Source organism: Paenibacillus agricola, from assembly GCF_011440305.1.
In the GTDB taxonomy this organism is placed as follows: domain Bacteria; phylum Bacillota; class Bacilli; order Paenibacillales; family NBRC-103111; genus Paenibacillus_S; species Paenibacillus_S agricola.
The window spans coordinates 229,396-250,928 of sequence record NZ_JAAOIW010000003.1; the positions used below are offsets into that span (position 1 = coordinate 229,396).

Annotated in this window: 21 protein-coding genes; 3 read left to right on the forward strand and 18 right to left on the reverse strand. The window is 43.5% G+C overall.

Annotated elements, in window-relative coordinates; all coding sequences use genetic code 11:
• Positions 1–415: 415 nt before the first annotated feature.
• From G9U52_RS09045 to G9U52_RS41635, 6 genes are all read right to left on the reverse strand, one after another.
• The gene (locus G9U52_RS09045) at positions 416–1,435 is read right to left on the reverse strand and encodes an alpha/beta hydrolase family protein (RefSeq protein ID WP_166148588.1); all 1,020 of its coding nucleotides are present in this window, start codon (positions 1,433–1,435) and stop codon (positions 416–418) included.
• 180 nt (positions 1,436–1,615) lie between these two features.
• Positions 1,616–1,822: a hypothetical protein gene (locus tag G9U52_RS09050; RefSeq protein ID WP_166148590.1), complete on the reverse strand. Its 207-nt coding sequence runs from the start codon at positions 1,820–1,822 to the stop codon at positions 1,616–1,618.
• 147 nt (positions 1,823–1,969) lie between these two features.
• Positions 1,970–2,344 (reverse strand): beta/gamma crystallin family protein, encoded by a 375-nt coding sequence (locus tag G9U52_RS09055; RefSeq protein WP_166148593.1) that lies wholly within the window; start codon positions 2,342–2,344, stop codon positions 1,970–1,972.
• Between the two features lie 461 nt (positions 2,345–2,805).
• Entirely contained in the window at positions 2,806–3,804 is a 999-nt protein-coding gene (locus G9U52_RS09060) for a globin-coupled sensor protein (protein WP_166148595.1), read from the reverse strand.
• A gap of 172 nt (positions 3,805–3,976) precedes the next feature.
• The gene (locus G9U52_RS09065) at positions 3,977–5,251 is read right to left on the reverse strand and encodes a discoidin domain-containing protein (RefSeq protein WP_166148597.1); all 1,275 of its coding nucleotides are present in this window, start codon (positions 5,249–5,251) and stop codon (positions 3,977–3,979) included.
• The gene (locus G9U52_RS41635) at positions 5,241–5,561 is read right to left on the reverse strand and encodes a helix-turn-helix domain-containing protein (RefSeq protein WP_166148599.1); all 321 of its coding nucleotides are present in this window, start codon (positions 5,559–5,561) and stop codon (positions 5,241–5,243) included. Before G9U52_RS41635 ends, G9U52_RS09065 begins: the two co-directional genes overlap by 11 nt.
• A gap of 348 nt (positions 5,562–5,909) precedes the next feature.
• Between G9U52_RS41635 and G9U52_RS09075 the strand changes: the two genes are divergently transcribed.
• Positions 5,910–7,085, forward strand: coding sequence for a sensor histidine kinase (locus G9U52_RS09075; protein WP_166148602.1), 1,176 nt, complete (start codon positions 5,910–5,912; stop codon positions 7,083–7,085).
• Positions 7,078–7,764 carry a response regulator transcription factor gene (locus tag G9U52_RS09080; RefSeq protein ID WP_166148604.1) on the forward strand — a complete coding sequence of 229 codons (687 nt, stop codon included), beginning with the start codon at positions 7,078–7,080 and terminating at the stop codon, positions 7,762–7,764. The genes G9U52_RS09075 and G9U52_RS09080 overlap by 8 nt, the downstream gene beginning before the upstream one ends.
• 8 nt (positions 7,765–7,772) lie before the next feature.
• On the opposite strand, the gene G9U52_RS09085 is transcribed toward G9U52_RS09080, so the two are convergent.
• From G9U52_RS09085 to G9U52_RS09095, 3 genes are all read right to left on the reverse strand, one after another.
• Entirely contained in the window at positions 7,773–8,894 is a 1,122-nt protein-coding gene (locus G9U52_RS09085; RefSeq protein ID WP_166148607.1) for a nitric oxide synthase oxygenase, read from the reverse strand.
• Positions 8,895–9,078: 184 nt separating this feature from the next.
• On the reverse strand, positions 9,079–10,956 hold the full coding sequence (gene htpG, locus G9U52_RS09090) for a molecular chaperone HtpG (RefSeq protein WP_166148609.1): 1,878 nt from the start codon (positions 10,954–10,956) through the stop codon (positions 9,079–9,081).
• Between the two features lie 32 nt (positions 10,957–10,988).
• On the reverse strand, positions 10,989–11,984 hold the full coding sequence (locus G9U52_RS09095; protein WP_166148612.1) for an HD domain-containing phosphohydrolase: 996 nt from the start codon (positions 11,982–11,984) through the stop codon (positions 10,989–10,991).
• A 188-nt stretch (positions 11,985–12,172) separates the two neighbouring features.
• Here G9U52_RS09095 and G9U52_RS41345 point away from each other — a divergent pair, with 188 nt between their 5' ends.
• Positions 12,173–13,693 carry a methyl-accepting chemotaxis protein gene (locus tag G9U52_RS41345; protein WP_166148614.1) on the forward strand — a complete coding sequence of 507 codons (1,521 nt, stop codon included), beginning with the start codon at positions 12,173–12,175 and terminating at the stop codon, positions 13,691–13,693.
• A 100-nt stretch (positions 13,694–13,793) separates the two neighbouring features.
• Here the strand turns inward: G9U52_RS41345 and G9U52_RS09105 are convergent, their stop codons facing one another.
• The 9 genes from G9U52_RS09105 to G9U52_RS09145 all read right to left on the reverse strand — a co-directional run bounded on the left by G9U52_RS09105 (position 13,794) and on the right by G9U52_RS09145 (position 21,525).
• Complete coding sequence (locus tag G9U52_RS09105; RefSeq protein ID WP_166148617.1) at positions 13,794–14,870, reverse strand: Gfo/Idh/MocA family protein; 1,077 nt, start codon at positions 14,868–14,870, stop codon at positions 13,794–13,796.
• Positions 14,871–14,966: 96 nt separating this feature from the next.
• On the reverse strand, positions 14,967–15,323 hold the full coding sequence (locus G9U52_RS09110) for a hypothetical protein (protein WP_166148619.1): 357 nt from the start codon (positions 15,321–15,323) through the stop codon (positions 14,967–14,969).
• 20 nt (positions 15,324–15,343) lie between these two features.
• Entirely contained in the window at positions 15,344–15,547 is a 204-nt protein-coding gene (locus tag G9U52_RS09115) for a sigmaY antisigma factor component (protein ID WP_375790241.1), read from the reverse strand.
• Positions 15,544–15,927, reverse strand: a complete 384-nt coding sequence (locus tag G9U52_RS09120) for a YxlC family protein (protein ID WP_166148621.1) — start codon at positions 15,925–15,927, stop codon at positions 15,544–15,546. The genes G9U52_RS09115 and G9U52_RS09120 overlap by 4 nt, the downstream gene beginning before the upstream one ends.
• Entirely contained in the window at positions 15,914–16,453 is a 540-nt protein-coding gene (gene sigY, locus G9U52_RS09125; RefSeq protein WP_166148623.1) for an RNA polymerase sigma factor SigY, read from the reverse strand. The genes G9U52_RS09120 and sigY overlap by 14 nt, the downstream gene beginning before the upstream one ends.
• Before the next feature lie 125 nt (positions 16,454–16,578).
• Positions 16,579–17,424, reverse strand: coding sequence for a carbohydrate ABC transporter permease (locus tag G9U52_RS09130; protein WP_166148625.1), 846 nt, complete (start codon positions 17,422–17,424; stop codon positions 16,579–16,581).
• 1 nt (position 17,425) lies between these two features.
• Positions 17,426–18,325, reverse strand: coding sequence for a carbohydrate ABC transporter permease (locus G9U52_RS09135; protein ID WP_166148627.1), 900 nt, complete (start codon positions 18,323–18,325; stop codon positions 17,426–17,428).
• 208 nt (positions 18,326–18,533) lie between these two features.
• Positions 18,534–19,859 carry an ABC transporter substrate-binding protein gene (locus G9U52_RS09140; protein ID WP_166148629.1) on the reverse strand — a complete coding sequence of 442 codons (1,326 nt, stop codon included), beginning with the start codon at positions 19,857–19,859 and terminating at the stop codon, positions 18,534–18,536.
• A gap of 112 nt (positions 19,860–19,971) precedes the next feature.
• Complete coding sequence (locus G9U52_RS09145; protein ID WP_166148631.1) at positions 19,972–21,525, reverse strand: response regulator transcription factor; 1,554 nt, start codon at positions 21,523–21,525, stop codon at positions 19,972–19,974.
• Between the last annotated feature and the right edge of the window lie 8 nt (positions 21,526–21,533).

Sequence of the window (21,533 nt, forward strand, 5' to 3'; positions counted from 1 at the left end):
TCGTTTATATTATCATAATAGTTTGTGCAACGTTTCTTGTCAATCAAAAAATATTTATTTTGTGGCTCAACCTCAGAATCAGTTCTTGACGATAACCAACCGGATGAATGAGGAGTAATGGACGGCATTATGGACCGTAGGGCCGTTATATCTGGACGAGATGGCCTATGGGGAGTTTAGCGGACATAGGGTCCCTTAATCTCACGTCCATGTGGTTTGTCAAACTATAGGGTTCAGACTTATGTCTCTTGTAAACTTACCCAAACAAAAAAAGCTGAAACCACAAATCCATCATTGGATGAGGAATCAACCCTTTTTGTTTTTATTTGACCAAAGTTTTAATCAAATATATTTATATGAACTTTATGTCGTAAGGAGTTTTCATATAAAAAAAACGCGCAAAGCATTTCGCACTTTATGATGATGCCAAAACACGGCGAAACCAATCGTAAGCTAACCTACCCGATATTTCATGCTTACCATCGAATAGGTCTAATTCCAAATTGTCAACGGCACCCAATAAATGATAAATGTTTTGAAGCTTCTCATACGCCTCCTTGGTAGCGTGAACGGGGAAAATCGGGTCTCGCGTTCCCGCTTCAATCAGCAAAGGCTTAGGGGCGATCAGGCTAATCAGATCAGGCATTTCCGCAACAATTGACAACCCAGGGACGTAATTGTCCACACAATGATGCATGGATAAAATACTGGCTTGGAAGGTGTTGGTGAACCCGCTTACGACGGCGGCAGAAATCCGATCATCTATGGCGGTCGCAAACGAGCAGACAAGGCCTCCACCAGAAATGCCCATACATCCGATACGCTCCGCGTCAACATCTTCGCGCGTAAGTAGATAGTCCACACATCGCAGCGTCTCAAAAACTCGATACCCCGCCATCGTTTGGCCTATTGCCAGGAGAAAGGTAGATAACCTATGGCAGGAGTTCGCTGCCTGGGCATCCTCTTGGAGCTTACGGTCTCCAAATCCGAACAACTCGGGCGCAATGGTAAGAAAGCCTTGATTGACAAGCTCGACGGCAAAATCCTTTTGGTACCCTGGATCTCCCGTTTTTTTCGTGCCATCGGGATTTAGACCCACTATATCCTTACTACCGTATCCGTGACCGTGACAGGCGATAACCGCTCCAAGAAGGCCTTTGCTTTCTTTTGGGATAAGGACATAGATGGGCATATAGAGCCGTGGATAGGTCTGAATTTGAATGCGCTGACGGATATACGTTCCGCAGTCTTCCGATTCGAGCAGAACCGGTGAAAGACTTGGTACCTCAACGGGAAAACCGCCTAACCGTTCAACCAACTGTTTCCGTAAACGCCCTCTCCAATCCTCCCATTCCAGTTGCGAGTCCGCACGAAAGCTTTCAACGGGACGCACGCTTTCATATAAATGCTTAAGATACTCATCCGGGTTCCACACAAAAGACCCTCCTAATATTTGTAATCGAATTCACACTTCGAACTATTCGAGATCGGTAGAGTAATTCCTTCAAATTTCCAATCGCTGCCCATATGGATTAAATATCCATCATGCGACTCCACATAATCAATCAGCATCCTATGGATGTCAAGCTTTAGCCTTTGGATTTCATGCTCAGAGCTACGAAGCTGCAGCTGCTTGCCGAAACAAGTCCTCCTTGATCCTGTGATAAAGTCCAGGTCCCGTAACTAATAGCACCTCAACCTTATCAAGTAATTCTTGGGCCACAGTAAATGCTTCTGGGAGAATGGCTTCATTCGACAAGCCAGTAACAGATTGAGCAACAGGATTGCTTCCTCTCAGGAATATAATTTTAGGTAACCCCATTATAGTGAGTCCCGATAGAAGAGTCCAAGCTTCAATCCTATATTCCGCCTATCAGCTGCAGTAACTACTATTAGATGCAATAATTACAAAAAAAAGGCGATTCAGGCCCTTTCAGCCATGAATCGCCTTTTTTGATTAAAGCAGGTACTATTGTCTGATAACCAAAATATCGCGAGGAGGCGTTCCAGTACTGCGGATTTGACGAATCTCGGAATCCGTTAAAATACGGCCAACCACGATGAGTGAGGAAGTCACATTGTTAAAACCATTCTGCGCTAGATTTGCTACATTGCGGTTGCCCCGGTATACACGGAAGGATCCCTGAAAATTATTGCGTGAAAAGAGGAGCAGCGTCACCTCCGTACCGTTTACTACATTTCTTAACCGGAAGCTGGTCAGCTCGTTATTGAAACGAAACGCTCCCAAGTCCCTAATTGCTACTCCACCACGTCTGAATAGAATCCGACGTCCGGTAAAGTTTGTTCCAGAAAATAGTGCCAGCCTAACATCACAATTAGCCACTTCTATCAACCTCCATCTATGGGATTATTCATTATATGAACAATCTCATAGGAGTGATAGGGATGGATTAAGGAAGGAAATGGCCCTATTCTATAGTGCTGGTGCCTGAGGTGCAAACGGGAGGGTTCCATCATAACCAATTGCCTGAATACGGGTCTTAGATGTAGGACATAATTTTAGGGTACACAAAGCAAAGAAGGGAGGATAAATAGTATGTCTCGTAACAATGCAAACAATAACGGTAAGAAGTCACAACCTGGAAACAACAAAGATTCAGAAGTAGCCGGATCCAACAACAACACACCGAAGAATAAATAAAAATTGACTTTTTAAACAAATTTTACAAGTTAACCCATCTAGCATATAGACGGGTTAACTGTTGTTACAGTGATTTTAACTTGATGACCAAGGAGGAGCCTGCAGAAAGAAAAATCCGCGAATTTCTATTGCCAAAATTGAAACTAACCAATGGTTTCCAATTCACGCGTAACCGTTTCAATCATATTGACAAAAGCGGTTAATTCCTGGGAGCTGGCTGCTTGTTCCCGAGCAAGTCTTGAGGTTTGCTCCGAATCTCCCATAACCTCGCTTAATACAGTCGAGATTTCATTTAAAGTAGATACGATGACTTGCAAAGAATCTTTAGAATGGGCTGCCAGCTTACGAATTTCATTGGCAACCACGCCAAAGCCTAATCCATATTCACCGGCATGGGCCGCTTCGATCGCTGCATTCAGTCCGAGCAGATGGGTTTGATCGGATACTTCCCGCAATAAGGTTCCTACCGCATTAATTTCGTTTATTTTCGAACGGAGTAAATCAACCTTGGAATGAGCCACTTCTTGAAGCTCAGCTGTATGTATCGCTGTATCTGCAACCAATTGACTACTGCCACTCAACTCTACCATCATGGAGGCGAGATCCTGGACAGCTTTATTTATTTTCACAAGCATTTCCTCTCTCTGATCGGAAAGGGTAATAATCTTCTGTTTCTCATCATGTTCATAAGCTTCAAGCACCAGCTGGGAATCAAAGTTAAACATTTTGGATAAAGCTAAAATAATGTTCATCCAGTGATCGGGCGCTGTTTTCTGGAAGCCTTGGACAGCCATATCCAAATATACCATGTACGTCCCTAAGTACCAATCGGTCGTTAAGCCGATACGGGAGTGCAGCTTTCCGATATAAAGCCTCTTTTCAATAAACTCCATATCAATTTTTCCATCAACCATCGTCATGAAGTACCATCTTTGTGTTTCTTTTAAACGTTCAATATTACTATTCTCGTTAACAATTTTTGCAAGCTCAGGTTCTTTATTGATGTGACTATATAATTGATCGACTACCCTTTCTGCAATCGCTTCAAAATGTGACCTTTGCTCCTTTAAGAAACGCAAATCATCTTCGGTAATCCCTATATATTTGAGTTGTTTTTTTCTTGCTTCATTCACTTGAATCATCTGAAACCCTCCTGTGTGATCGTGCAAATATATGTGCTTTCCTAGCATTATAACATATATCTATTTTATGAAGTGCACAGCTAAGCAAGCTCAAAGTTGATCGCAGGAGATTTATTTATAAAAACGAAAAACAAGCGAAACCCAAGCATGGGTCCAGCTTGAGTATTCGCCTTTATTTCAAATACACCGAAACCTGGTCCAATAATAGGGAAACGTCTACTTGGTCAAAAGCCCCATCCTGATTTACGTCAATCTGCAAAGCAGGGCTGCTGAACAATTGAACAAGATCGTCTACGCCAATCCGCTGATCCAGCGACAGGTCGAGTTGTTTGAAGGTGATAACGGGTATAAAAGCAACGGCATGGTTAATTTCATTATTGCTGGTTTTCAATACTCCGCTTTGTATGGATAAAGCAACCTCGGTTTCATCCAGCAGCAACGGTGTGGAGAAGGTAAGCTTTAGCGTGCGATGGCTTGAATCGGTTACCTCATAGTCGGCATTAGATAGGGTAATCGGAGCCGTATTGGCCGTAACATGAAATCGGGACGTCTGCAAATGATAGGTTACATCTATAACCGACGATAAGGTTAAGGTTATCGTATCTCCTGCTGCATTGCTGAATGCAGATAGCACGGAAATATCCGTAAATTTGGGAAGCAAGGCCGTTTCCAATGTCGTTATTGCCGTCTCTGCCGCTGTCAATTTGCTCAGGTTGGTGACTAAGCTTTTTTGGCTGGGCGTAAGATTCGTATAGGCAGTACGTGCCGCAACGATTGCCGTTTTATCAGATAGAGCCACCTCTGATGAAGCCGGTAATTGCTCAATTTGCGTGATCATTGCAGTAGCTGTGCTTTCATCTACGGATTGATGCAAAAAAACTTCAAGCTCACTAAGCCCACTGGCAGAATTACTTTTATGGGTAAATACGACTCTTAATTGGGACGATCTGACGGTATCAAAATCGGCTATATTTAAAGTGTTCTCAGGTGTCGCCTCCGTCATGACAGCGGCAGCAGGTAGTGTTGGTGTTCTTATTTGATTGGTGGGTTCTATCCAAGCACTGCCATTCCAATATTGAATCAGATAGCTTTCTGGAGATCTCACGCCGCCACCGTCATTAAAAATGTATAGCTTAACTTGGTTAAACGACTGCACTGAACCAAAATCAATAGCCAACCAATCCGTTGCAGTGCCAGAATAATAACTGGTCCAGCGGTCATGGTCTTGAGTATTATACGAGAATGTATGATTAACTACACTCCAAACACTATCACAGCCACAGGTGTAGGATGCTGTAATTTCGGGAAAGCCTGTTCCACTTAGATTCAAAGCAAGATTGGGTTCATTTACGGCAAAAGCCTTAGTTGAAATAGCAAACATCGATAAAAGAATGGCAACTATTACAAGGGACAGCAGCCAATTATTCGAGCCTCTCTCATTGATCATAACATAAATCCCTCCCTACGAATGGTAGTGATTGCAGACTATGGTCATAAGCATGTACATGATTTATTAGCAGGGAAAGTAATTTTCGTGAAGATCGAATGCCCATTTTATTCATGATATTGGCAAGATGATTTTTAACCGTTTTTTCACTGATCACGCACTGTTCGGCAATCTCTCTATTAGAAAACCCATGTACAGCCATCATAAGGAGAATTTCCGATTCACGCTGCGTTAATGGGTACTTATTCACGAAAACTTGTACAGAGGATAGTATTCCATGGACCTGGCCATCGTAGGCATCACCGCTCATCGGGATGACCTACCAGGATGATATGGATAAGCATGTATAAAGTCGAAATAAGAAGAATGCAGCCTACTAAGTTCCATAAAATCAGAAACATTTGCACATACCTTCTTTAAAGTTATATTTGATGTTGCACACATTATAGGCAATAACACCTATTAAAATGTCGATTTGTTTGACTATCTTTATTATATATAAATCTAAGGACCTAACCTAGATGAAGAAATTCACTAATCGATCAATTTATTTGTCGTATTCATGTCATTTTTCGACATTATCCTCAACTTAATATGACTTAAGTCATGTTTGTGGTAAAATAAAAATAGTAAATATTTCATTTTGTGAGGCTATAATTTGGATGCTACATTTGATAAAAGAATAACCTTTATTCTGATCCTGACCGTTATCGGAGCTACCCTCCTTTTACTGTTCCATACCACTGAATTTTCTGTTGGACTTTGCTTGCTCTCCTGTGCTTACATTGCTATCGTCGTACTTCGAGATTACATCTTGAAGATCCATCTCCACCAAATGGCGGGTGTTCTGTTTTTATGCCTGCAATTAGTGTTGGCTTTTATCATATCGGTATTGTCAGAGGACTTTTTTGCCCAAATCTATATCTTAATTCTTATTGGGGAATTTACGTTTTACCACTCCAGAAATCACTCGATTATTTTCACGATAATCAGCTTTGCCAGCTCTATATTAGGGCTTTGGATTTATCGCCAGTCTCATCCGTTTGAAGAGATCTATAATCTGTTGCCACGTGTTATTGAATACTTTGCCATTTTCGGGATAAGCTATTTGGCCAAAATTGCTTTTCAGCAAAAAAATCAATTAGCTAGAGACAATGAACAGCTTCGTATTGCCTCGACCCAGCTGGAACAAAAGGCTAAGCTGCAGGAACGGACTCGAATATCCCGCGAGATTCATGATTCAGTAGGACATGCTTTAACATCAGCATTAGCCGGGCTACAAACAGCCTCTTACGCGATAGGAAAAAACCAACATGCCGTTGCATTAGACATGATCGACAGAACGAAAGAAAGTATTCTTAGCAGTCTGGATGACGTACGTACCTCTGTACATTTGCTGCGTGAAAACGTGCCTGGCTACCAGTTTATACCTGAGCTTATAGGGCTGATCAATGAAACCATCAAGCAAACCAACGTGGAAATTACATACGGCATAGACAAGGAGATGCCTACTGATTTGTCGCCTATGATTGAAATCGCCATTTATCGGGCTTTGCAGGAGGGTCTTACCAATGGTATAAGGCATGGTGCTAGCACCTATTTTCAATTCTCACTAACTCATCATACGGAGTACATACGATTTATTTTATCGGATAACGGTACTGCTCCAGCACAGATTGTTCCTGGTTTTGGTCTTACCGCTATGAAAGAAAGAGTGGAGGATGTGAATGGGGAGCTGCGGATTTCAAGCTTGGATGCTGCCGGCGGTGTCAAATTGGAGATTACTATACCTATCCAGACGAAAACGATCGAACGGAGTGAGCCCATTGTCTAAAGCAACCATTCTTATTGCAGACGACCAGCCTTTAATCCGCGACGGATTAGCAGCTATTCTAGGCATGGAGGAGAACTATACCGTAGTAGCTAAAACGGGAGATGGGCTGGCAACCATAGAGCAGGTAAAGCTGCATCGTCCCCAGCTAGTTTTAATGGACATCCATATGCCCAAGCTGGATGGCCTGGAAGCCACAAAGCAAATAAAAAGCGAATTCCCTGAGACCAAGGTGCTGATTTTGACAACATTCGAGGATGATGAATACATTTGGGACGCGATGCGCCATGGAGCAAGCGGCTTTTTGGTTAAGGGCGTTGAAACAGCGAAAATGCTTTCCACGATTCAAGACTGCCTCAATGGGAGAATCAATTACCCCTTCAGTGTCCAGCTGCGCCTGGCCCAAGCGCTCCATGCCTCGGAAGAGCACAAAGAATCGCTGAAAGAAATAAGTGCATCCGCCGATTCCGATCAGCAGTATGATGCAAAGCTGAAGGGTTTGTCCATCCAGGAACGAAACATTATAAGAAGTCTTTTACATGGGAAGTCCAACCAAGCTATTGCTTCCGAATTATTTTTGACAACCGGTACCGTGAAAAACTATCTGAGTACGATATACAAAAAGCTGAATGTTTCAAGCCGATCCCAGGCTGTCGCTTTTCTTCACAAGCATGATCTTTAATCCAAGCTCTAGACAGTAATCACTTTTCCCTCTTGAAGCCTTTCAATCCCCAGCTTATCCTGGTAAAAGAAATTCGGTTTAAGGATCGTATCTACATAATCCTGATGGAAAACATGTGTAGTCGCAGGGGATAACGGAGAGATGAGCCAAGACCAATTCCCTGTAACAGGACGCTCCTTCTTCTGCTCGTTGGCTTCAAACCGCATAAATTGCTGCGCCGCGGTATGATGATCAACAATAGCTACGCTATGCTGTTTGAAGGAATCCAATACGGCTACGTTTAACTCGACCAATGCCCTGTCCTTCCATAAGGTAGAGTCTCTGCTGGTATCCAGACCCATCATTAAGGCTACCTTGGGCAGCAGGTTATAACGCCCCGTATCCGCAAGATTGCGGGCTCCGATCTCCGTACCCATATACCAGCCGTTAAAAGGAGCTGCCGTGTAGTTGATACCTCCGATCTCCAGCCTCATGTTCGAAACGATGGGAACCGCGTACCATTGCAGCTCCAAATCGGCGAAGCCAGCAATATCTGGATGTCTTAATGGAACCTCCAGCACAAGGGCTGGCGGAATGTCAAAGATCCGCGGCAGCCGGTCGCCAATTTGTACAACGAGCGGCAGCACATCATAAGGGCTGCCTGCCCCCTCCCAACCTAGCCCTTGGCACAGCTTGGTAATCGCAACGGATTCCGGGTCGCCAACCACTCCCGCTTCTGTCTCATAGCCCGCATACCGAATTAATTGGTAGTTGACGATGCGAACCTGCTGCTCGGGCTGAAGCGCCCGCTTGAATATCGTAATGGTCGGGCGAATCCGTCCGCCATTCGTCGCGTATTCGATGTGGTTGTAAAGCGCATGTGCGATTTCTTCCTCAGTTTCCAGGCTGCGGGCATCGAAGATATGCAGCGTCTCCCAGAACAGCCGCCCTATACATTTATTGCTGTTGCGCCAAGCCAGCTTGGCTCCATATTGCAGTTCCTCAAACGTATGCTCATAAAAGCCCTGAACGGCTATCGCTTGCCGAATCTCCGCTATTCGCTTGTCCATGGCCTCCTGCGTCTTTCCGGTTTCACTGTAAAAGATATGCATAAACCGCCCAGCTTCCTCAAGCGTATGAGATGGTTCCATAGTTGTTCGCGCCCCTGTCCTGATTATGCTTTTATTATAGTAAAAACTAAGATCTATTCCAAACAGGAGCTTTCAAAAATAAAGAATTTGTTAGAAAGTGTGTCGGAAGGTTGACTGCTCAAAAAAAAGATCTCCCCAGATAGGGAGACCTTAATTTAGTTGTATTCATAAAGGTAAGCAGCGTTTACACCATGATTTTGCAAATGTTGTTAGTGAATTCCACCGGATCCTGCAGCGGTAGCCCTTCAATTAACAGCGCTTGATTGTAGAGAAGCGTCGTATACAGATTTAGCTTATCCTTGTCATGTTCGAAGGAATCCTTCAAGGATTGGAACACGGTATGGTTCACATTAATTTCCAATACCTTATCTGCTTTGACATCTTGGTTATTCGGCATGGATTTCAGGATCTTTTCCATCTCAATCGTAACTTCGCCATCGGAAGAGAAGCATACGGGATGGGTTCTTAGCCGTTTTGACGCTTTAACATGCTTGACTTGGCCTGTTAACAGCGATCCCATATAAGCAAAAAGCTCCTTATTATTGCTGTCGTCCTCAACATCCTTCTCGGTTTCTTCGGCTTCGATTCCCAAGTCACCGCTTGATACGGATTTGAATTCCTTCTCCTTATAGCTCATGATCATCTTGATCGCAAACTCATCAATGTCATCAGTGAAGTACAGAATTTCATAGCCTTTATCGGCAACCATCTCTGTTTGCGGAAGCTTGTCGATTCTTTCATTCGTCTCCCCAGAGGCGTAATAAATATATTTTTGGTCTTCCGGCATTCTTGATACATATTCCTCTAAGGTTACCAGCTTCTTCTCTTTGGACGAATAGAACAACAGTAAGTCCTGCAAGGTGTCTTTATGGCTGCCATAGTCGTTATATACACCATATTTGAGCTGGCGTCCAAAGGATTTATAAAAGACCTCATACTTCTCTCTTTCATCCTTCAGCAAGCTTTGCAATTGACCTTTGATTTTACTTTGGATGTTTTTGGCGATAAGCTTCAATTGGCGGTCATGCTGTAGCATTTCGCGCGAAATATTCAGCGATAAATCCTCGGAATCGACCATCCCTTTCACAAAGCTGAAAAAGTCAGGAAGCAGGTCGCCGCATTTATCCATAATCAGGACGCCATTGGCATAAAGCTCCAATCCCTTTTCATACTCCTTGGAATAAAAGTCGAACGGGATGCTCTCCGGAATGAACAGGATCGAGTGGTAATTCACTGCGCCTTCAACACTAATATGAATATGTTTAATCGGCTTGTCAAAGCCATAATGTTTGTCATTATAAAACTTCTCGTAATCTTCAGCAGTTAGCTCTTTTTTATTCTTTTTCCAGATCGGAACCATGCTATTGACAACTTGCTCGTCCTGATAATCTTCGAATTCATCCTCACTGCCTTCTTTAAGGCGCTTGCCGGTCGTTTCCATTTTAATTGGATATTTGATGAAATCAGAATACTTGCGGATAATCGCCTTTAACCGGTAATCGTCCAAATACTCGCCGTAGCTGTCATCCTCTGTATCCTCTTTAATGGAAAGGATAACCTCGGTTCCGACCGAATCCTTCTCACAAGGCTCAATCGTATATCCATCTGCTCCCGTGGATTCCCACTTGTAAGCTTCGTTGCTGCCTAAAGCTTTACTAATCACCGTAACAACGTCCGCCACCATAAAGGCCGAATAAAACCCAACACCAAATTGACCAATAATATCATGCCCGTCTTTGGAGGCATTGTCTTTTTTGAAAGCCAATGAACCGCTTTTCGCGATTGTGCCCAGATTGTTCTCAAGATCCTCTTTGGTCATACCAATACCCGTATCGGTAAGTGTCAGTGTTCTGCCCTGCTTATCGGCAACCACTTTAATATAATAGCTGTCTTGGTCAAATACGACGCTTTCATCCGTCAATGCTTTGTAATAAAGCTTGTCGATAGCATCACTGGAGTTGGACAGCAGCTCTCTTAAGAATATTTCTTTTTGCGTATAAATAGAGTTAATCATCATTTCTAATAACCTTTTGGATTCTGCTTTAAATTCTTGCTTTTCCACTGATAACTCCCCTTTTCATAGGTAATATCTATTTACATAGGGATTAGTCCATCCTCCAAGAGTGATAAAAACGAATCCACTACTTCGGAATCAAAATGCTGCCCTTTTTGCTCCTCGAGATATTGAACTGTACTTTCGATGCTCCATTTTTCCTTATAAGGCCGTTTGGCAGTTAGTGCATCAAACACATCGACAACGCTTACTATTCGTGCTTCCAATGGAATATCTACTCCGTGTAATTGATGCGGGTAACCCGTGCCATTCCACTTCTCATGATGATAAAGAATAATATTTTTAGCCATGCTGAGCTCGCTCTTAAACAATTCATCATCTAATTCTGCATAGATCTTATTGATAATATCCACGCCGATTAATGTGTGCATCTCAATAATTATCCGTTCATAGTCCGCTAGTGGCCCTGGCTTGTACAGGATTCCTTCGGGAATTGCTGATTTCCCAATATCATGCAAGATGCTGGAGTTGGCAATATGGGAGATGTCTTCAACCGATAAGCTTAATTGGTATCTCTCATTGTGTCGAATCACCAATAACTGTGTTAACTGCTGCACTCTTAACAAATGTGTTTCAATACTTGGATCACGTATTTCACAAGAAATAGCTAGTACTTTCAACAGTGATCCTTGAATCTTTCCAATCCGGTCTTCATTTAAGTAAGAACCGCGCTCTAACTGCTCGAGTTCCCTGAATACTCCAACATAGTATGTAATTCCTTCAACAACAAACGGGGTAATAGTAATGGATGAGTGCCATAAATCATGGTTCTTTTTGCGATTCGTAAATACACCCGACCAAGAAGAACCAGCGTTCATTGCTTCTCGCATATGTAAGTAAGTTTCCTTCGGGGTATACGGGGTACGAAGGATACCTGCTTTTTTTCCAATGATTTGATCTGAAGAATACCCGGTTGTTATCTCGTAGGACTCATTCACAGCAAGAATCCTATGCTCCACATCAGTGATGATAACAGCATCTGCTAAAGCCAAAAAAATCTGTAGGTTGTTAATCATTTTATCTCTCTCTCGTTGTCCACTAGAATGCTAATTAATGAACCTACTTACCAATTTCATAATATTTAGTAAACACATACTGCATAATTATCACATATTCCCTTCTTTTTTTCAAGCTAACAAAGAAAAGCATGACCAAATATGGTATTGTATATACTATTACATATTTTTTGATTGGAGGCCATCAAGTGATTCAACACAAAAACAAATTAATGCTTTGGATCTCGCTTGCAATTAACATTTTAAGCCTCATCATTCATCTTATCCATAGGGAGTACCAGCTCATACCCGGCATGAGGGACATGTCCATGAATGATGGGCACAGCAGTATAGAAGTTTCCTCCTTAGCTCTGAATGTGATTTTTGTGATCCCTATTATTTTTCTCATAATCGCTGTCTATCTATTTATGAAGAAAAAAGATCATCTTTTTATCCCACATCTTCTGATGTTATCATTAACCTTTTCTAGTATGTCCATTATAGCAGGAAGCGGAGGCTCGGTAGAGTTTCACTTTTCGATCTTTATGGTTATCGCCATTTTGGCTTATTATGCGAACATTAACCTCATCTTGATTTCAACCGTATTGTTCGCTATTCAACATGCTGCCGGTTACTTGGTTATTCCTGAATATGTATTTGGAGCTAGCTTTTATTCATTGACCATGGTGCTAATCCATGCTATTTTCTTAATCCTTACCTCTCTGGTAACATCGATGCAAATCCATTCTAAAGCTAAAATTACAAAAGCATTAGAAGAAGAAAAAGGTAAACAACAATCCGACTTGTTAGATGTACTTAGCAGCGTCAAAAATCTTTCCCATGAGCTGGATAAAACCTCAGTGGTCGTCTCTGGAAAGTCAGAAGAAAATATGCGTACTAATAAAGAAATGATGCTTTCCTTCCAAGAAGTATCCAAAGGTCTTGATGTGCAAAGCCAATCTGTTAATAGTATCGAAACCAATTTGCAAGCCATCAACAAAAAAATTCAACAAACTTCCCGTTCTTCTACAGAAATAACGGAACGCGCTTCGGATACCGAACACATCTTAATGAAAAGCGTGGCGCATATCCGCTCATTGTTCGAACAAATTGTGCTGGTCTCATCCACCATTGAAACCGCCATGAGGACGATCACAAGCTTAAATACTGCTACTAACCAAGTAGAAATGATTCTTGCCTCGATCAAGGCGATTACAAGCCAAACTAATATTTTATCATTAAATGCCGGGATCGAAGCTGCACGCGCTGGTGAGCAAGGCAAGGGGTTTTCGATTGTAGCCAGTGAAATTCGCAAGCTAGCTGACCAGAGCAACATAGCTACTGAAGCAATCAGTAACATTCTGACCACGATTCGTGAGGAGAGCGCATCATCATTCGCACAAATTGAGCTAGGCAAGCAAGCCTCTGCCCTTTCTTTAGCGAGAGCCAATGAGACGATTTCCGGATTTGATTCTGTCGATAATGCTATTAAACAAATGATTCAATCGATGAATCAATTCAATGCTTCCATTATCGAGATCGAGACCGGATCTGAAGGTATTTCATTAGAAGTCAACCATATATTATCTATCATTCAACAAAGCGTACCTTCTGTCGAACAATTATTTACTATTAGTGAAACGCAGTTGGAGGCTTCCAAACAAGTGGATCAGGAAATCGCCCAGCTCAAGCAAATCTCGCATTCCATATATAAACAATTTACCTCTTAAAAGGAGCAACATAAAGAACCGTTCGATGGTCATCGGACGGTTCTTGTTATACAAACCCATACGTTTGTACGCTCCCGAAGGAATTGGGTATGGGGTCCTTTTAAGCCCAAGGCTGCCGTTCTGTTGTCACAGTCTCCCCAGTTGTAATTGCCTGCTTGATCATAAGACCAAGGTAATGATCCTGCGAGGCTTCCGGCAGCCCATAGGAGCTGGCTGCGCCTGCTGCATATTCACCCATTTTGCTCAAGCAAACGGCAATCGCGATTTCATCATCATTCAAGCGGGCACCTAGAAATGGATTGTGGTATAACCATTGGTCCCCGACCATAATCCCCTGAAGGAAGTAACCTTCCAGATTGTTGTTTTCCCCTTTGTTGATCCTTTTAAAATCGAGATGCTGCGGAGTGGCATAATCCGCTAGCACGTTCACACGCTGGTCAACGATCTCTCCACGATCTCCCCTGACCGTTACCGTGCTCGAACGTACCCATGACCTGTACTGCTCATTAGAAAAATCATATACGCCAAGCTTCCCTTCCTCGAACTCCAGCCAGGCCATGCTGCGCTGCGCAGTTATAACCGTCTCCTCGGTAGGCGGCCCACTTCGTGTGGGCCCGCCGATTAAGGGAGATTCAAAGCTCATCGCCCGCACACGCACAGAGCCATAGCCGATGCCAAGCAATCTACGCATGAGGTTGATTCCATGGTAATCATGCGCGGTGGATACATAAGCATCCGAAATCGTGCCAAGCCTTCCCGATTGGATGAAGGCCAGCCTTGCCGCATGCAGCGGCTGATGGTGGTATTGCTCCGCTATTTGGATGCGGGCACCACGCAGGGTGAGCTCATGCAGCTTCAGCAAGCCTTCCAAATCCGAGGCAGGCGGGGTTTCCGTCAAAGCAGGAATCCCCCGCTCTGCAAGCTCGAACAAGAAATCGGGCGCAACAGTCCGCGCCACCGATACGACCATAAAGTCCTGCTGCTCCTTCTCCAGCAGCGCCTCCAAGGTGCGGTAGGTCCTCACCTTCCATTGCTGCTCAATCGCTTGTCCCTTCGCTTCATCTCTGACAACCAAACCGGATATTTGAAATTGCCCCGGCAGCTCTTGGGCAATCCTCAGAAAAGCCTGCGTCCGAAAGCCGCCGCCAATGATGCCAAACCTGGCCATTTGTCCCATACGTGTAACACCATCCTTATTTATGCTAGCTCCCTAACCTACTGATTAGGGTCTCCATTTCCTAATAACTAGCATAGCCTGAGCACAAGAGCAGTGTCAACGCACAGAGCAGCGTTTATGCTCCTCAATAAGCAGCCGTGTTTCTGATGGATTAGCGATCTGAAAAACAACCTTGGCAAATTCATGGTCTATTAGCTCCAGCACGACTACATCCTTGTGATTTTCATAGGAAATAAAACACCAGCGATTCCTTATTAAAAAACGCCCTTCTTTAATATCAGCTATCGAAGTACCTACTCTAATATGAAATAAAGGCATTTTGAAATCCTCTATTGATATATTGGCTATTTTTTCATAAGGTATTTCTACATTTCGCCTCAATGCACCAAGACTTGTCAGGCCTGATAGCTGCAGCACCATTTGATTATCCATAAATTCAATTGATCTTGCCATATGGATCCCATCCTTTTCCATTATTTGTTCCTAAAAATTTTGCGGGCAAACAATAAATATATCAACGTAGGAACAGGAAACTGGAACAGCCCCCAAATCCCCCAAAACCACGGGTACAGCCCACGCTTTCTTGCATCGCTAAACAGCCAAATACTTTGCGCTAGCAGTACAGCAGCCAGCAGGAACCATAACCACAGGGGCACATCGGCAGGCTCCATCCTCATGCTCCCACCTGCTTTCTCGGTAGCAGCACGATTACGATTGGAGCGATAATGAGCGATGCTAGCTGTACCAGCAAAAACAGGGAAGGCTCCTGCAAAGCTGCAGAAATAAATGCTGACAATAATCCAATTGCGACGAACACAAACATGAATAGCTCCCGCAGCAGCCGTTTACTTCTCTGGGCTTGCCTCAGTAGGATCTGCTGCTGAAACCATTCGCTGCTTGGTGTCATTATAGGAATGTGGCTATCGAGGCTGTCGAGCGCGTTGTGCAGCACTGAGACGGTTCGCTGATCGTCTTGACTAAGCTCCGCGGGCACATCTGACAAATGATTCCTATGAACTTTCAGCTGCTCATGGTCGCTATCGTTATGCTTCACCATGTTCACCAAGCTCCTTTCGTAAATGGTTCAGCCCATTATGAATTCGTGATTTAATCGTGCCGGTTGGAACGCCCAGCATATCGGCAATTTCCTCTTGGGAATAGCCATAGTAATGCTTTAGAATAATAGCCGCGCGCGCTTCATACGAAAGCTCATGCAGCGCGCTTAGCACATCATCCCACTCTCCACCCTGTTGTGCTAATTGCCATTGCAGGTGGCGGGTTGCTGTGATGTGCTCCTGCTCCTGCCAGCGCCTCTCCCGCGTTTGTTTCCTAAGCCCGTCGATATAAATTCGGTTGGCAATCGTAATAAGCCATGATGAGAATTTCGACTTCTCCTTATACAAATGCAGCTTTTCCATACCCCTCAATAAGGTTTCCTGCGTAAGATCTTCGGCAGCTTGCAGATTTAAAGTCGTCTTGATTAAATATTTCTTGAGAAATCCGTAATTTTGCTGAAATAGTATCGAGAGTGCTTGGTTATCACCCTTTTGAGCCAGTATGACCAGTTCCCGTTCATCCGTCATCGCGAGCCCTTTCCCTTCCTTTTGGTTGAAGCAATAATAATACGTTCAAGACCTTTGAATAGTTCATTTACCCAAAAAAAGAAAAAAAGCTAGCAAGCTGAGTAGCCTGCAAGCTTATTTCTAGTTTACCCTTTTAATCCACTGGTGCTAATTCCTTCGACGATAAACTTCTGGAAAATAAAGAATACGATTAGAATTGGCAACAGCGATACCGTTGACATTGCGAACATTCCACCCCAGTTGTTAAGGGAATCGCCATCGAGGAATAGCTTCAAAGCAAGCGATACCGGATATAACGACGGTTTGTTCAAGTACAGCAGCGGGTTGATGAAATCATCCCATTTCCAATAGAAGGAGAAGATCGCGGAGGTCATCAGCGCCGGCACGATCAACGGAACAATGATACGAAAGAAAATTGTATATTTGTTACATCCATCCATTTTTGCTGCTTCATCCATTTCCGGCGGAATCGTCCGGATAAATTGCATGATCAGAAAGATAAAGAACGGCATCCCGAAAAAGCTGGGTACGATAATCGGTTTAAATGATCCAAGCCATTCGAGCTTGGCGAACATGACATATTGTGGAATGACGGTTACGTCATGAGGAAGCATCATGGTGAACATCACACATGCGAACCAGAAGGAGCGGGCAACAAAAGAGATTCTGGCCAACGCGTAAGCCACTAAAGCAGAGGAAGCGACGGCTCCGATTGTAGATATAATTACGATAATGAATGAGTTTTTAAAAAAAGTTGTAAAGGTATTGCCGGCAAAGCCTTTCCAGCCCGATGTATAATTGACCCATTCAAAGCTGCTGGGGATTAAGCTGTAGGCGGTTGAGAATACTTCACTGCTCGGCTTCAGGGAGCTAGCGGCCAGCCATATGATCGGGTAAAGCATGATCAAGGCCAAGCCACCTACGATCAGGTGATAAAGGAACGCTTTAAATTGTCTGCTGCTTGAAGTCATCTTACTTGTCCCCCTTCGACTCATAGTGGACCCAATAAACGGAAGATTTGAATATCGCGAACGCCAATGCCCCGATTAGGATCAACATCACCCATGCCATTGCAGAGGCATAGCCCATTTCGAAAAATACGAATGCTCTGCGGTACAAATAAAGTGAATATAATAAGGTGTTGTCCAGTGGACCGCCCTCGCCTCTAGAAATGATGTAAGCCGGGGTAAAGGTCATAAACGCACCAATCGTTTGCATAATCAGGTTAAACAAGACAATCGGGCTAAGTAACGGCAGCGTAATTTTGAAAAACTTGTACAACCCGTTCGCGCCATCCACACTAGCTGCTTCATAATAAGAAACCGGAATGTTCTTAAGACCGGCAAGAAAGATCAGCATCGAGGAACCGAACTGCCAGACCGAAAGAGCGATCAACGTCCATAATGCAGTTCCCGGACTTCCGATCCATGAGGTGTCGGATTGAATGCCTATCAGACCGAGCATCGAATTGACAAGCCCTTTGTCACCAAAAATTTGGATCCACATGATCGAAACCGCAACACTGCCGCCGATTAAGGAAGGCAAGTAATATGCGGAGCGGTAAGCACCGATGCCGCTAATTGCCCGGTTAAGCAGCATAGCTACAATTAGGGCGAAGCCAAGGCGCAAAGGAACACTAGCAAATACATAAGTAAAAGTGACTTCCAATGATTTCCATATTTTTTCATCTTCCCACATCTTCTCATAATTACCAAGCCCGATCCATGTCGGGGATTCCATCAGGTTATATTCAGTGAAAGAATAATACAAGGAGGATATAATCGGGAATAAGGTAAATATGAGGAAACCGAGAATGAATGGAGCCGCAAATACGTATCCAACTATATTGTCTCTTTCCCACAGCTTTGTCATGGACTTCAACCCCTATGCTATAGTATGCGTTTACAAGTCTTATCTTCTGTTCATATTATATAAAACGGTAAGGGACAGCGGAAGGTAAAAAACCGTCCACTTTGTTTAAAATACAGACTCTATAAGGGGATGAACTGCCTGCTGCCAGAAAAAAAAAGACCACAATTCGAGCCATAAAAGCTGCTCTTACTGTGGTCTTCGTTGCTTACTACTTTTTGTTTTTGGCCAAAATTACATTAGCTTCTTTACGGAATTTAACTGCAGCATCCTCAACGGAAATTTTCTTATAAAGGATTTGCTCGCCTAGATCCGACAGCACTTTCATAACTTCGACAGAGCCTACTGGGTAAGGAGGGTCATTCGGGCTGCTGTTCGCTTCTGCCCATGCCACATATTCAAATACCTTAGTTTCTTCAGGATTCAGCAACGGCTTTAAGCCTTCTTGAACCTTCGAATTAATCGGGACACCACGCTCACCCTTCATAATCTTGTGTGCCTCTAAATCATTGATGAAGAAATTAACGAATTTCAAAGCCTCTTCTTTATTTTTGGAATTCTTCGTTACTGAAAGGCCTTGGCTTGATTTCAGGAACAATGCTTTCTTGCCCACGTTGCCTGGAGGAGGGATAATTTCCGTAGCGCGCTTAGCCGCCGACGTCCAAGCAATATATTGATTGGACCATACCAAGGAAGCTCCAGCATTCCCCAGAACCATCTCATCATCTTCTGGAGTCAATTTCTTTTGTGCCATTTTATCCAATGGCAACACATAACCGGCATCATACCATCTTTGGTAACGTTTAAAGTAGTCAATAAACGGCTTGTCATCGGCAAAGCCAAGGCTTGCGCCGTCAGCACTGTACATTTTGGCATCTACACTGCGCAGGTAGTAAGGGAAAAATACTTTGAAATCAATCCGGTCTCCTAGCAATTTCCCGTTCTCTTTAAACTTCTTGGCTAAAGCTTCCATATCATCCCAAGTCCAGTCTTTCGCTGGTATGGGAGCACCAATCTTTTTCAGGAAATCGGCATCAAATGTCGGTCCCAGTGCATTAACGCCTAATGCAAGCTGGTATTGCTTCCCATCAAATTCGCCGATTTTTAGAAAGCCTGGCGAAATATTGGTTTTATCAATCGTACCTTTTTCCATATGGGGGCGTAAATCCTCTAGCTGGCCGCGCCCACCAAATTGGCTAATATAGGCATCATCCATTTGAATAATATCAGGCAAATCGTTAGCTGCTGCTTGCGGAGCCAGCTTTTTCCAATAATCGTCGAATGCTGCGTATTCCGCTTCGATTTTTACATTCGGATTTTTTTGTTGGTACAATTCAATAATTTTTAATGTATAATCGTGCCGAGCTTGGCCGCCCCACCAAGAGAAACGTAATTTCACAGGATCATTGCTTGTCGCTGGCTTCGGTGCCATCGTGGCCTCTGGTGTTGCACCTCCACTTGCTGCAGGTGTAGTAGCTCCTCCACAAGCCGTTAAAAGCACTGATGCGGATAACATAATTGTTAACGCTTTCTTCATATCTTTATCCTCCCCTGATTTCGAGTTCTACAAGATCTATTATCACTCTTTAGCGAGAGAATATGAATTCAAAAAACCGTTCTCCTTGTTAAAAAAACAGACATTTACTGTTCTAGGATGTCGTTTTTATATATTCAGACGGCGTACAGCCGGCATATTTTTTAAACACCTGGCTGAAGTATTGCGGATTATCGCCAAAGCCCAGCAGCTCTGCCAGCTCGAATATTTTAATATCCGCCTTTTGGTCAATCATTTCTGTCGCTTTGGCAATTCGCGCCTTCATGACATAATTCGAGAATTTCTCGCCCGTTCTTTTCTTAAACAACTTGCCCAAATAATCGGAATTCATATATAACATTTGGTGTGCTACCCAATTCAAGGATAGCTCGGTATTGCCGATATGTCTATTAATAATATCCAATACTTTATCGATAATCGCACAATGCTTGTTTTTATTATGCTCATAATGACCCAATGTGATGCGCTCAGCCACATTCTTAAAAAAAGGCTGGATCGATTGCAAGGTCTCGAGATCCATCAGCTTTACTAGGTTCTCCTTGTAATGGTTAATCGCTTCTGCATCGCCAAGCCGAATAATCGCCATAAACAGCTGGATCACATACGACTTATCCATCGAAATATTGGAGCGCAAGCCGGCCAGCTTCTGGAAAAATAAATCAATCTCCTCGCTCGCTTCCTCCCAATGCCCTGCTTTAATATGCAGCATCAGTTTATCCTCGTCAAACGTGAGCTCGCTTAGCTCGAATTGCTCCGTATTTACAATATCACGCTTTGTAATTAAGCTGCCCTCACCCAAATAAAACCGATGGTTTAGGCACTCCAGCGTCTGTTTATACAAAGACCGCGCCCGTGTAATTTCATCTGCTTCACTCAGGGCAATCGTCAAGTCTATTTTATAATAACGCAAAAAGGTTTCGCGGATTTGATGGATACATGCATATAACTCGCTCACTGACTCGGGATCCTCCACCACGATTAATACCTGCTCGCCCACTGTTGAGCTTAATACATTTTTCTGCAATAAATCCTCGGCGATATTTTTTACTGCAAACATATGCTCGAATTCAAAATGCCCTTCAAGCTGGAATAAAATAAGCCGTACCTTCCGGTCATGCAGGTCCAGGTCGAACAGCTCACGGTAATATTCCCAGTCGCGGTTGCCATACGTTTTGTTCGTTACAAATTCTTTCAGAAACTGCTCCTTTACATGGGGCAGCACCTTTTCCAGGCCATGGCGCATATTAAGCACAAACTGCTCCTGCTTTTCCTCGCGGTTTAGCTCGTCCACCAATTCCGTCAAGGCTTCTATAATTTTACTTTCATTACAAGGCTTCAATAAATAATGTTTAACTCCATAGCTCATTGCAGAGCGGGCATATTCAAATTCGCTGAAGCCTGAGAGCAGGATCAGCTTAATATGGGGATAGCTTTCAAACACTTTGGCTGCAAGCTGTAAGCCATCCATTCCGGGCATCTTGATATCGCTAATAATAATGTCGGGGGGGCTCTGCTCAACAAATTCAAAAGCTTCAATGCCATTTCTTGCAGTTCCAGCCAATACGGTACCGGCAGCAGCCCAATCCACCACCTTGGAGATCCCATCCAAAATAATCCGTTCGTCATCCACTAATAAGACCTTATACATGCCAATCC